This is a genomic window from Algoriphagus sp. A40 (assembly GCF_002002735.1).
Taxonomy (GTDB): domain Bacteria; phylum Bacteroidota; class Bacteroidia; order Cytophagales; family Cyclobacteriaceae; genus Algoriphagus.
The window spans coordinates 216,732-229,470 of the sequence record NZ_MUNY01000042.1; the positions used below are offsets into that span (position 1 = coordinate 216,732).

The window sequence follows — 12,739 nt, forward strand, 5'->3', positions numbered from 1 at the left end:
ATCCAAAACGGCAAATTATTTTAAAAAACAGGAAACAAGGTTGCGAGAAGTTTAAGCTGTTAAATCCTTGCCTGATAAGTATATAACTGATAGTATCTGCCCTGAAGCGCAATGAGTTCATCATGGACACCTCGCTCCACAATAGCACCCTGCTCAATCACCAGTATCTGATCGGCCTGCCTAATGGTACTCAATCTGTGTGCGATAACAAAAGTGGTTCTACCTTTCATCAATTCTTTCAAACTCGCCTGGATAAAGGCTTCTGATTCAGTATCAAGATTAGAGGTAGCTTCGTCCAAAATCAGAATTCTGGGATCGGCCAACAAGGCTCTTGCGATGGCAATCCGTTGCCGTTGACCTCCGGATAGTTTTACACCCCGCTCACCAATCAGCGTATCCAAGCCCTTTTCAAATCTTTCCGAAAATTCCCGGACATGGGCTGCCCGGACAGCATTTTGAATTTGTGATTCGGTAGCTTCCGGTCTCGGAAAGATGATATTCTCCCGGATCGTACCTTCAAACAGAAAATCATCCTGTAAGACTACCCCAAGCTGAGAACGGAATGATTCCAAAGTCACTGTCTGAAGATCTTTGCCATCAAGCAGGATCTGGCCTGAATCGGGATTCAAAAATGAAGCCGCCAATCCAGCGATAGTTGTTTTGCCTGAACCTGAAGTCCCTACCAATGCAGTGACCGAACCTTCTGGAGCTTTGAAACTGATTCCTTTTACTACTTCCTTGCCTGATTCATAGGCAAAAGAAACGTCCCGAAACTCCACCTCCCCAGCGATTTTCCCAAGTGTTACGGTTCGCTTTCGATCGTCTGCCTCGAGAGGAGTGTTCATGATTTCCTCTGTTCGATCCAGACCGGCAAACGCCTCAGTCAACTGGCTGCCGATATTGGACATCTGCACTATCGGTGCGATCATAAATCCCAGGTAAAGGGTAAAAGCAAGGAAATCCCCAAATGTCATTTGTCCTTCCATGATCATGTATCCTCCGATACCCATAATTCCGGCTGAGGCCAATCCCAACAAAAGTGCTCCTGCTGAAGTCACAAAACTGGTGGCAGTGAGACTCGCTTTCACATTGAGAAACAACTCTTCCACCCCTTTTTCAAAGGTTTTTATTTCTTGGTTTTCCGCATTGAAGCCTTTGATGACCCGGATTCCGCCCAGGGTTTCGGTCAGCCTTCCGGTGACTTGAGCGTTGATTTTCCCCCTTTCTCTAAAAATCGGGCGGATTTTGGCAAAGGCCTTTAAGGATACCAACCCAAAAACCAAAACCGGCAAAAGGACATAAAGCGTCATCATCGGACTGATCGAAATCAGTAAGGCCAGTGAGATAACTGCCGTCAAGACCCCACCGACCATTTGGGCAAAACCGGTTCCCACCAAGTTCCTGACTCCTTCCACATCGGTCATGATCCGTGAAACCAACTCTCCTGTTTTGGCATTGTCAAAGTAACGGATGGGGAGTTTGATGATATGTTTTTGAACCTGAGATCGGAGCTTGGCTATCAAGTGCTGCGCCTCCACGCTTAGGATCTGGGTCAAAGAATAGGAGGTGACAGATTGGATCACAATTGATACCACCACAGCAAAAATGAGCCATTTCAGCATATCTATGTCATTGCTGGGAATCACGTCATCTATTAAGTATTTGCTGGCACCGGGCAAAACCAAGCCAGCAAGCCTGCTGATGATGATTAAAAAAAGACCTAAAAAAAGGTGCTTTCTTCGGGGCCAAATGATGGACTTGAAGACTTGACCCATTGTGACCTTACGCTCTGTTGTTTTTGCCATAATTGTATTAGCTGAAATGAGAAACCCCGGAATCTCTTCCGGGGTTCATTTTTACTTTTCTTCGGTCATCCTTGGTCTCAGTTTGACAGGTTTACCTGCTTTTCCTTTCATTCTCAAATTGACCATTTCCACTGCAAGTGAGAAGAATACAGCAAAATAGATGTAGCCTTTTGGCACTTCAAAATGAAATCCCTCCAACAAAAGCATGAAGCCAATGAGAATCAGGAATGACAAAGCAAGAATCTGCAAAGTCGGGTGTTTGTTGATAAAAGAGCTGATTCGGCCAGCAAATGTCATCATAACCCCGAGTGAAATGATGACTGCAATAATCATGATACTTACATGCTCCACCAATCCGACTGCAGTCAGGATCGAATCAAAGGAGAAAATGATGTCAAGAAAAACAATCTGTATCAAAACTGAACGTAGGGTTTTTCCGGCACTAACCTTAATCTCCTCAGGTTCTCCCTCCATTTTATGGTGAATTTCCATGGTGGATTTAAAAAGAAGGAAAAGTCCCCCAACTAACAAGATCAAATCCCTTCCGCTGAAATCATGGCCGGCAATATTGAACAGAGGTTGGGTGAATTTGACGATATAGGAGATCCCCAAGAGCAACCCGATTCTGAAGAAAAGGGCCAAAGTCAATCCCAAATTCCTGGCCTTGGCTTGTTGCTCAATAGGCAACTTGTTGGAAACAATAGAAATAAAGATGATGTTGTCCACTCCGAGAACAATCTCAAGAAAGGTGAGAGTGAGTAAAGCGATCCAGGTATCGGTTTGCAGAAAGATTTCCATTGGTGATTTTATGTTGGGCTAAAAAAAAAGCCTGTCAAAAATAGGACAGGCTTTAGGATTTTTAAACTAATCGAATCAGTTTGTTTTTGGAAGAACGTTAGAAATCAAAGAAACTTTTTCAATTGGCTCAGAGGCATTAGAATAGATTCTTACCACTGAATTTTGCGTTCCCATTTTTCCGGCAGAATTAAACGAAACTTTAATTTCGGCAGATTTACCGGGAGCAACAGGTTCTTTGGGCCAGCTTGGAACGGTACATCCGCAAGTAGCCGCCACATTTGAAATCACCAGAGGAGCAGTTCCGGTGTTGGTTAGGGTAAAGGTGTGCTCCACTTTTGCTCCCTGCACGATATCACCAAAATTAACCTCTTTTTCCTTGAAAGTGATCACCGCGCCAGAAGCTTGCTCTTGCGCACTTGCCTGGAACACCAGCATAAAGGCAAATAGACTGAATAGAATTCCTAGTTTTTTCATGGTTATGTCTGAATTGATTATCAAATATTTCGATTTTTTACGAACCATCAAAGCAACAATTTACTTCTGGGTTTCATTCACAAATTGAAAATAACATGCCAAATTAAGATTTCTAGGTAGTTAATAGTTGTGAAAGCCAATTGAACGACCTCAGTCAGCATTGGTATTCAGTACTTTCACAAAAAAAGTCGGAGAAAAATTCACCAGATATAGCTCCTCGGTTGCCCTTGTAATAGCAGTGTACAGCCATCTGACAAAATCTCTGTCGACCTGGTCTTCCTGAAGATAGCCCTGGTCAACAAACACTGCTTTCCACTGCCCACCCTGGGCCTTGTGACAGGTCAAGGCATAGGCAAACTTGACCTGAAGGGCATTCAGATACGGGTCTTTGCGAATGAATTCCATCCGCTCCGTCTTATTTGCCACATCGGCATAATCCTGTGAAACCAGGTCATAGAGGCTTCTGTATTGCTCTCTCGTCAAGGAAGGACTGGGAGAATAAAGTGTGTCAAGGATCACTTTGGCCTCAAAAAATGGCTCCTCAGGATAATCCAACAATCGAAGTTCCAGTGTGGCAAATCTTAGTCCGTACATTTCCTCAAAGCCGCGGATCTTCATCACTTCCACCATGTCTCCATTGGCCAGAAAGTTGACCTTTTCTGATTCAGCCATGTAGGTATAATTGTTTTTCACAATCATCAGTAAGTCCCCAGCCGTGATTTCGTCCTCGTAGAAGTGAATGGCCCTTCGGATATATAGATTGTATTGCACCGCTGCCTTATTGGACCGGGTGACAATCGTGGAATTTTCCGTTCCATATTTCTCATAGGCATAGCGAAGTCCATCTTCCAGCCTTTCAGAGGTCATTTTAAAAATATCCCGGAACGTACCAGTTTGAATTTTCACCTTAGGCTCCTGCTGCAAAAGCTGATCCCTCAAAGCAGTCGCATTAAAGAGAATCCCGGATTCCAACCGCTGGCGCATCACTTCCCAAAGTTCAATTTGATCTGCTTCAAGTCTATAGTGCCGCAACAGGTATCCTGCATCCAAAGCTGGACTGTATTCACTCCCTACAGGAGGTAGCTGGGCGGTGTCACCGATCATCAATAGTCGGTTGTCTTTGCCTGAGAAAACATACTGGATGAGGTCCCAAAGCAGATTTCCGGACATGCCCCCGTCGTCAGCCAGCATGGAGGATTCGTCCACCATAAATACGGTATCCTTGTAATAATTCTTCTGGAGGATAAAACCTCCCCCCATAGTCCCGGGGTCCCCCTTGGGTTTGTAGATGATTTTATGGATGGTGTAAGCTCCCCTCCCTGAATAATTGCTCATTACCTTGGCGGCCCTGCCTGTCGGAGCCAATAAGAGTGATCTCATATCCAAATGAGGCAAGACTTTGACCAACGCAGAAATAACCGAAGTTTTACCAGTTCCCGCATATCCTTTGAGCACAAAAACTGGCTTCTCAGATGGACTTTTCATTAAAAAATCATCCATCTTTCTGAAAAACTCCGCCTGGCCGGTTGTGGGAGCAAACGGAAAATACCGACCTAGCAATACCGATGGCTTTATTTCAGCCAGTTTAGCTTTACCCATAGAGACGAATGTAAATGTCAAAAGACAACATCAGCAAAGAAATCGAAGCAAAATTTGGAAACCAGCTCAGGACCAGGGTAAACGGTATTTTGATAGAAAACGACCGATTGCTAATGGTCAAGCACCAGATGGGCAATGGGGGAATTCTTTGGTCAGTGCCTGGGGGTGGAATGCATTTTGGAAGCAATGCCCCCGAAAACCTGGAGCGGGAATTTCTGGAAGAAACCAATCTGACCGTGAAAGTAGGCAATTACTTATTTGTCCACGAATACCTTCACCCCCCACTTCATTCGATGGAACATTTTTTTGAAGTAAAAAGGATAGACGGCAGTGTTAAATTGGGAAAAGACCCCGAGCTTTCCGATGACATTCAGATCCTCCTGGATGTTGCCTGGAAATCCGCCCAAGAAATACAAGCGATTCCCCGGGGTTCACTTCATCAGGTCTTTTGGGGAATTAAATCCCTATCTGAGCTGGGATTGTGGAAAGGTTATTTTAATTTTGAAAATAAATCTCTAAAATAGCACGTTTAAAAAACCTTCAACCTTAACCTGATTTCTTAATCTCTATCAAAATGAATCTTACAAAAGTTCTCTCAGTTGTTTTCTTTGCAATTGCTGCGTTTCTCGGCTACCTACTTTGGAAAGGTGTAGATGACGTTGTTGAGGAAGAAAAAAGAATCGCACTCCTAGAAGCTGCTGCTATCGAAAAACTTGAAATGCTCCGTGATGCCCAATTGGCATACCAAGCTTCAAACGGGAAATACGCTAGCACCTGGGATTCATTGAAGATGTTCATCGAAAACGGTACAATTTGGATGGTCCAAAGAACCGAAACCACCAAATTGCTAGATTACGGTGCTGAGGAGATCAATGTTACCTTTGATACTCTGGGTTCTGTCAGCGTGATTGACTCTCTGTTTAACGAAAGAAAATTCCCTGATTTCAACCTCGACCTTTTGCCAGTAGTGCCAGGGTCCGGTGGAAAGCAGTTTGAGTTTTTTGCAGACAAGGTCGAAAAAACAGGAGGCTACTTGGTGAACGTATTCGAGATCAGAGACCCATCTCCGATCAATCCAGACAGAAGAGCAAACAATAACGAAAAAGCATTGAAGGTAGGATCCAGAACCGACGCTTCTACAGAAGGTAACTGGAAATAATCCCTTTGGATTTTGGAAAACAACCTTAAGGTTTATAAAAGTGATAAGTTTGATGTGGAAGACACAGCGAGCTTATCACTTTTTCTTTATCCCCACACACTTTTCATTTTTGCCAAAGACAGTAATCAGGCAAATATTGGAATTCATCACTACCAGAATTTCAAACTGGATGATCTTGAAGTACTTTTCAGTACCGATCCCTTATTGAGAAACGACGTCCCTGTTAAGTTTTATTTTCACCAAACTGCCTTCTCTCTGGTTCCAGGTGTTCTATTTCAGCCTGGAAAAGAAAAAGAATACCTTCAGTTTTCGGATGAAATCCACGAAAATACTTTTTTCTTTTCTTCTCCTTTAGACAGTAATAATCTGCAGGTGGTCTGCTGCATTTCTGCCAAACTCAACAAAAATCTGGAGGCAAGATTTTCTGAAATCACCCTGCATCACGGCAGTTGTTCATTTCTTTCCTTCCTGTTTAAAGAACGGTTTAATTTGATCGGCCAGGAGGTTTTGGTAAGCTATTTCAAAAGCCATATTTACCTGGCAGCATTTACCGATCAGGATCTCAGTGTTTTCAATCTATTTGAAATTTCGGAGAAAGAGGACATACTCAAATACATCGCGATTACAATTAGCCAATTGAATTACGATCGCAATCACGTCAGAGTAACCATCTTCGGAGCTACCGAAAAAAGTGGCATAACTGAGGACTGGGGCTTGGATTATTTTCAAAATTTCAGATTGCTAAATCCGGTCTCCAATCAAAATTACTCCCATGGATTTAAGCACCTCAAGTCAGAACATGTCCTGGAGGCCTTTTGGCAATATGATTAGTACATGAAAAAAACAGCCATTTTTCCGGGATCATTTGATCCATATACCATGGGACATCACGACATTGTGTTGCGGAGCCTCAATCTTTTTGATGAGGTCATCATCGGCATCGGCTATAATTCCACCAAAAAGAACCGTTATTTCGACATAGACCTAATGGTTTCTAAAATTGAGGAGGTTTACCAGGGAGAAAGCCGCGTAAAAGTGATGGTGTACAATGAGCTTACTTCGACATTTGCAAAAAACACCAAGGCGAATTTTTTGATCAGAGGACTTAGAAACACTACTGATTTCGAGTATGAAAATACGATCAGTCAGATGAATCGATATCTCAATGATGAGTTGGAAACGGTGTTTTTGATCACCTCCCCACAATATGCAGCCATTAGCTCCACAGTAATACGCGAAGTACACCGATATGGAGGTAATGTCAGCGAATTTCTTCCCTACACGATTTAAGTTTTGATGTGATTTTTGAGGTATTGCTTGAACATGTACCTCATCGAAGGATAAGAATTGATAAGAGCAGTCTTGGCATCAGCCTCTGACAGCCATAATATCTCCTCAATCCCCTCTTCCTGCTGGGGCTTCATACCCGAATCATTCACCGAATCCATTGCAAACCAGTACGTTTTCTTCAGGATGCTCTTGCGATTTTGGGTGTATGTATGCCAAGTATTGCAGATATGTGGACCAAGCTTTACTTTGATATTGGTCTCCTCCTCCACTTCTCGTTTTGCGCATTCCTCCGGAGTTTCGCCTTTGTCGAATTTACCCTTTGGAAAATCCCATTTTCCAAGGCGGAAAATCATCAGGACCTTGCTTTTTTTGGAAACCACGCCTCCCGCAGCCTTGATGATCGAAAACCGGCTTTTGATAAAATCTTTGAGTGCCTTTTTATCTTTTGTCACCAGGGTAATCGAATCCAACTCCTTCATTTTCCTTGTGCGGAGCAAGTATAGCATCCGGATAATCATGTCGTGGCTGGGCTCATGGAATAGGATGTCTTCTTCCCAATGAATGTCTACCGGAAATTCTTCAAGATTAGAAAAAATAAAATCATAAGACTTGGCAGGATCGAGTTCCTCATAGCTGAGCAATTCCACCGGCTTGTCATTGACAAAAATTTTCATGATTAAAATCCGATAATAAAGGTGTCTTGGCCAAAAATGCATAAAAAAATCAGGCAGTACAATCTTCAGGCAAATGATTCCACTAAATTTGGGCCCATGGAAATTTTAGACCAAAGCATTGCGGCCGAAGTAGCCGGCAAACTCCTGGATATCCAGGCTATCAGACTTCAACCGGAAAAACCATTCACCTGGGCATCTGGCTGGAAATCACCCATTTATTGTGACAACAGGCTCTCCCTTTCTTTCCCTGAAGTCAGAAATCTGATCCGGGATTATTTGGTAAAAAGTGTCAGTCATTTTTTTGCAGATGTGGAGGCAATCGCAGGTGTAGCGACTGCAGGAATACCTCAAGGCGCGTTGATCGCCAATGAACTTGAACTTCCCTTCATCTATGTCAGATCCAAGGCAAAAGGCCATGGTATGGAAAATATGATTGAAGGAAAAGTAGTTCCGGGTCAAAAAGTGGTAGTGGTCGAAGATTTGGTGTCTACAGGAGGAAGCTCACTTAAGGCTGTGGAAGACTTGAGAAATGCCGGATTTGAAGTTCTGGGAATGGTGGCAATCTTTACGTATGGTTTTGATGTTGCTGATCAAAATTTTTCAAATGCCGGTGTTAAGCTAGTTTGTTTGAGTCATTACGATGCCCTGTTGCCACAGGCAGTTGCTAAAAAATACATCACTTCAGAAACGCTTGAATCACTCGCTGAATGGCGAAAAGATCCAGGAAGCTGGAAACAAGGATAAAATGAAAGCCGGTTTTTCCGGCTTTTTACTTTTCAAACAAACCGATCGATCCGCCAACCCAATCCTTGTCCCGGTTAAATTTCACTCCGATCATTTCACCTCTGCTGAGTCTGACAAGATTCCCAACGATTGTCGGGCTTTCATCCAACTCAGGCCACAAACACAGGATCCTCACTTCCACTTTCACTTTCCCTTCCGGAGATTGGATCACAGGAACGTAGTGTACTTTTTTCTGCAAAATATACAGGTCCTTATCGGCCACAGCCTCCACATCCCCTTTTTTCACATGAAAGATCACTCCTGCTCCCGAAAAAGAAAAGAGTGGCTTCAGTACATAATTTTCCAAATCTTCGGGAATTGCCTCCAATTCACTCAAAAGCCTGGACTCAATAAAATAGGGCCCGTGCAGGTATGGCAGGATAAATTTTGAAATTCGGGTGTACCAATTGGGATGTCCTGCCCATTCCACGTCCAACTCCTCTTCAAAACTGAATTCAAGCTTTAGATCTTTTCTGGCATTCAATTCATCAAAAATAACCCTGTTGTATATCCTCCGAATCTGGACCACTTTCCCCTGAGCATTTTTGTAAAAAAGCTGATTACCAACTTTTTTCACACTCGTGACACAAACTCCAGGTAAACCCAGGTCTCTCGTGGCATAATAAAAGTCAATTTTGGTGTTTTGCTTCTCTGGTTCTATCTCTAGTAAAACCACTTCCTCCGGATCAAAGTCTCCTAAAATCACCCTTTTCAAAATCTCAAAATAAGCCATTTCGTCCATCCCATCAGGGTAAGGTGACAGATTATTTAGAAATGGATAGTACTTGAGTATTTTCCGGTAAAGATTAAACTGGAAATTGAAAATGGAAGGAAATCCCTGGACCTCAATCAGTTTTGGTATAATTTGGCCGTCCTCCTCACAGATTCCAAAGTCGATTGCCAAAAATTGAGTGTGGGCATCCTCGTTGGCAACAGAGGTATTTAACTCAATCGAACGCTGAGTCAGATTTTTGAAATCCGGCCTTTTGATAAAATCTATAACCTGGTGGCATCCTTCCAAAATTTGATTTTTCAGAACTTTTGGAATAAAAAATGGAGTTTCGGCAATCCGAAATGTAGGGGCATAATCAAAATCTGATGCAATATCCTGAAGAAAAGCCTGGTACTTTTCCTGTGAAAAAGCCTCCTTAAACTGCCTTCTGTAGGATTCAATCATGTAAAATCAAGTCAACGATGGAGTATTTGCCACTTTCTGACTTCGGATCGCCTGTTCGAGAAAGTTGGGAATCAGAGTCTCATTGGTCCTGTAGATTTTAGATTCATCGACGAGATCCTCCAGCATGGTTCTAAACCTTGCCTTTCCTTTGAGTTCGATGATTTTTTCGCGGACCATGGGTTTTTTCAGGTGCTCTAAAAAACTCACTGGATCTGCCTCAGGATGAAATTGCGTTCCGACAATTTCCTCAGAAAAACGGATCGCCATAATAGCCCGCTCGTATTCTACGTGATTTCGGATTTTCTCCAGGGCAATTAGCTTTGCTCCAAGAGATTTAAATTTCCTGGTGTTGGGCTGGACTACTTGGTAATCCCTCGAATCAACCGCCCAAAATGGATTTTCCAAATTCACAAATAGGGGGTCATTTAGACCTTCTGGGGTTTTGTGGATTGTCGTCACCCCAAAGGATGTCGATTTTCGCTTGGTAATCTGACCCAAACCAAAATGCCTGCATGCCATTTGAAACGAATGACAGATAAGCAACAACTGTTTTTTACGGGAATGATTCTGATTCCAAATCCAGATTTGATCTAAGAAATCATAGTAACGTAGGTCCCAATTGCCATCCCCTTCCTGGGGATTGCCTGGACCTCCTGTAGAAATGAAAATGTCGAAATTTCGGATATCCGGAAGTTCAGCCTTCCCTCTAACATCAAATTCCCTATAACTGACTGATTCCGAAAATCTGGATAGAATATCATGGATACAACGCAAACCCTGATTGGGCTCTCCGTCATACATATCCAAAATCGCCAGATTTACTTTTTTCTTTCCCACTTTAATCCATCGGTTTTTCTTGGCTCAAAGGTAATCAATCACTCAAATCCCTTCTGTAAACTTGCCAGTAATAAAATCCACGACAGCTTCCAGATTGCCTGTTTTTTCAAAAACATCCAATTGCTGGTCGGCTCCAGTGCCTCTTTCGAGAATTTTGTGCACGTAATTGATCTCTTCTCTACTTCCCAGTTCATCCACCACATCATCGATAAATTCAAGCAATTCCATTATCAATTCCTTGGTGGGAACTTCAGTTTTCTTTCCAAAGTCAATCAAAAGTCCCTCTATTCCATTCCGGGCTGCCCGGAATTTGTTTTCCCGTATCAAAGCAATTCGATAAATATTAAAGCTGGTATTGCTCATCAGGAGTTTATAGAGCTTAGCTACCACTGCCTGGATGATGGCCACGATACAAATCGTCTCATCCACTGTCAGGCACATGTCACATATCCTGAATTCGATTGTGCTGAAGAACGGATGCATGCGCAGATCCCACCAGATCTTTTTGGGATTGTCAATGCAGTTGGTCTTGACCAGAATTTCGAGAAAATTGTCATAAGACTGAACAGAATCGAAATATTCCGGGAGACCGGTTCTTGGAAATTTGGCAAAAATCTTTGCTCTAAATGCCTTAAATCCGGTATTTCTTCCTTCCCAAAATGGCGAGTTGGTGGTTAGAGCGTAGATATGTGGCAGGAAATAGCATGCCTGATTCATCAACTGAAGGGCCGTTTCTCTATTTTCTATTCCCACATGGACATGCAAGCCAAAAATCAAATTTGATCTGGCGATATCCTTCAGTTCATTGACAATGTTGTGATATCGCGGGTCATCGGTGATTTCCTGATCCTGCCATTTGGCAAAGGGATGGGTACTGGATGCTCCTACCACCAGTCCTTGGCCGGCAGCGAGTTCATGGATTTTTCTCCGTAGAAAAGCTACTTCCTTCCGTGCTTCAGCTACATTCTGGCAAATATTTGTCCCTACTTCCACCACGGATTGGTGCATCTCAGCCTTGACCTGCTCCTTCAGAAATATTTTGCCTCCTTCCACAATTTTGGACATGTGCGACCGCAAATCCCTGGTTTTGGGATCAATAATCATGTATTCCTCTTCCACTCCCAGCGTGAATTGGGGGAGTTTTTTCAACACATTTGACATATGCTTGACTTAAAATCTTTTGGCTACTTCGACTGAATTTTTCACAAAAGTTCCCCAGGTAAGATTCATCTGTCCGGGTTTTTGAGCTTTGGCATAGGCTATCGCCATTTTGGCGGCTTCCTCCACTACCCAATCAAAATTTTCCTGACCTACAGAATTGACATCCGCATCCGGAGCTGGGTTGCCAAAATCTATGGCATATGGAATCCCGTCCCTTACGGCAAATTCCACCGTGTTGAAATCATAGCCCAATCCTTGACAGAGTCGCAGCGTATAGTCTTTGACGGTGGCCAGAAGTTTTTTAGAAGCGGGAGCTTTGTCGACCACATAGCGCAAGTGATGGGGGTTTCGAGGCTCATACTCCATGATCCTTACAGCTTTTCCGCCAAGACAATAGACTCGGAAGTATTCGTCAAAGACAATTTCCTCCTGAAGCAACATTACCAGTTGACCTGTTTCTGGATGTTTTTGGAAAAATTCCTCTTTGTTTTCCAGTCGATATACATGCTTCCAACCTCCACCAGCATAAGGTTTCATATAGGCTGGAAATCCTGTATAGCCAAAAATACCTTCCCAGTCGAGAGGCGCCACGAGGTTTCTGAAAGACTTTCCAGTAGTATCGTCAGGATGTTTGGCTGAAGGCAATATTACCGTTTTGGGCAATGGAACCCCCAATTGATCTGCTAGACAATTGTTGAAAAACTTGTCATCCGCGCTCCACCAAAACGGATTGTTGATCACAGCTGTTCCGGTTAGCGCGGCATTTTTAAGATAGGCCCTGTAAAATGGGACATCCTGGGAGATCCGGTCTATTATGACTGAATATTCTGTCAATTGATTTTGAATCACCTTGTCGATCCGAACAGGTTCAGCGAGAATTCCTTTCTCAGCTTTTTGATTCACTTGCTCTACGAAGGCCTGGGGAAATGTATCCTCCATTCCGAAAAGTATCCCGATTTTTTTCATGGTAATGGGTATTAAT

Annotated in this window: 14 protein-coding genes; 5 read left to right on the forward strand and 9 right to left on the reverse strand. The window is 43.1% G+C overall.

Going from position 1 to position 12,739, the window contains the following annotated elements; genetic code table 11:
* Positions 1–59: 59 nt before the first annotated feature.
* The 4 genes from B0E43_RS27255 to B0E43_RS27270 all read right to left on the reverse strand — a co-directional run bounded on the left by B0E43_RS27255 (position 60) and on the right by B0E43_RS27270 (position 4,676).
* The gene (locus B0E43_RS27255) at positions 60–1,805 is read right to left on the reverse strand and encodes an ABC transporter ATP-binding protein (protein WP_077347699.1); all 1,746 of its coding nucleotides are present in this window, start codon (positions 1,803–1,805) and stop codon (positions 60–62) included.
* 51 nt (positions 1,806–1,856) lie between these two features.
* The gene (locus B0E43_RS27260) at positions 1,857–2,603 is read right to left on the reverse strand and encodes a TerC family protein (protein ID WP_077347700.1); all 747 of its coding nucleotides are present in this window, start codon (positions 2,601–2,603) and stop codon (positions 1,857–1,859) included.
* 75 nt (positions 2,604–2,678) lie between these two features.
* Positions 2,679–3,077, reverse strand: coding sequence for a DUF1573 domain-containing protein (locus B0E43_RS27265; RefSeq protein WP_077347702.1), 399 nt, complete (start codon positions 3,075–3,077; stop codon positions 2,679–2,681).
* A 150-nt stretch (positions 3,078–3,227) separates the two neighbouring features.
* Positions 3,228–4,676, reverse strand: coding sequence for an ATP-dependent RecD-like DNA helicase (locus tag B0E43_RS27270; RefSeq protein ID WP_077347704.1), 1,449 nt, complete (start codon positions 4,674–4,676; stop codon positions 3,228–3,230).
* A 14-nt stretch (positions 4,677–4,690) separates the two neighbouring features.
* Here B0E43_RS27270 and B0E43_RS27275 point away from each other — a divergent pair, with 14 nt between their 5' ends.
* Genes B0E43_RS27275 through coaD form a run of 4 tightly spaced genes read left to right on the forward strand, consistent with a single transcriptional unit; the run spans position 4,691 to position 7,125 of the window.
* Positions 4,691–5,200 (forward strand): NUDIX domain-containing protein, encoded by a 510-nt coding sequence (locus B0E43_RS27275; RefSeq protein ID WP_077347706.1) that lies wholly within the window; start codon positions 4,691–4,693, stop codon positions 5,198–5,200.
* Positions 5,201–5,250: 50 nt separating this feature from the next.
* Complete coding sequence (locus tag B0E43_RS27280; RefSeq protein ID WP_077347708.1) at positions 5,251–5,835, forward strand: hypothetical protein; 585 nt, start codon at positions 5,251–5,253, stop codon at positions 5,833–5,835.
* A 12-nt stretch (positions 5,836–5,847) separates the two neighbouring features.
* Positions 5,848–6,666 (forward strand): DUF3822 family protein, encoded by an 819-nt coding sequence (locus B0E43_RS27285; RefSeq protein ID WP_168171900.1) that lies wholly within the window; start codon positions 5,848–5,850, stop codon positions 6,664–6,666.
* Between the two features lie 3 nt (positions 6,667–6,669).
* On the forward strand, positions 6,670–7,125 hold the full coding sequence (gene coaD / locus B0E43_RS27290; protein WP_077347712.1) for a pantetheine-phosphate adenylyltransferase: 456 nt from the start codon (positions 6,670–6,672) through the stop codon (positions 7,123–7,125).
* Here the strand turns inward: coaD and B0E43_RS27295 are convergent.
* Entirely contained in the window at positions 7,122–7,799 is a 678-nt protein-coding gene (locus B0E43_RS27295) for an NUDIX hydrolase (protein ID WP_077347912.1), read from the reverse strand. The genes coaD and B0E43_RS27295 overlap by 4 nt on opposite strands.
* Before the next feature lie 96 nt (positions 7,800–7,895).
* Here B0E43_RS27295 and pyrE point away from each other — a divergent pair, with 96 nt between their 5' ends.
* Entirely contained in the window at positions 7,896–8,543 is a 648-nt protein-coding gene (gene pyrE / locus B0E43_RS27300; protein ID WP_077347914.1) for an orotate phosphoribosyltransferase, read from the forward strand.
* Positions 8,544–8,568: 25 nt separating this feature from the next.
* On the opposite strand, the gene B0E43_RS27305 is transcribed toward pyrE, so the two are convergent.
* From B0E43_RS27305 to B0E43_RS27320, 4 genes are read right to left on the reverse strand one after another with little or no spacing between them, the layout of a single operon-like run.
* Entirely contained in the window at positions 8,569–9,759 is a 1,191-nt protein-coding gene (locus B0E43_RS27305) for a hypothetical protein (protein ID WP_077347714.1), read from the reverse strand.
* A gap of 6 nt (positions 9,760–9,765) precedes the next feature.
* A complete protein-coding gene (locus B0E43_RS27310) occupies positions 9,766–10,596 on the reverse strand; it encodes a type 1 glutamine amidotransferase (RefSeq protein ID WP_371454554.1) in 831 nt (276 codons plus the stop codon).
* A 42-nt stretch (positions 10,597–10,638) separates the two neighbouring features.
* The gene (locus tag B0E43_RS27315; RefSeq protein WP_217349140.1) at positions 10,639–11,757 is read right to left on the reverse strand and encodes a carboxylate-amine ligase; all 1,119 of its coding nucleotides are present in this window, start codon (positions 11,755–11,757) and stop codon (positions 10,639–10,641) included.
* 9 nt (positions 11,758–11,766) lie between these two features.
* Positions 11,767–12,723, reverse strand: coding sequence for a RimK family alpha-L-glutamate ligase (locus B0E43_RS27320; RefSeq protein WP_077347716.1), 957 nt, complete (start codon positions 12,721–12,723; stop codon positions 11,767–11,769).
* Positions 12,724–12,739 lie beyond the last annotated feature (16 nt).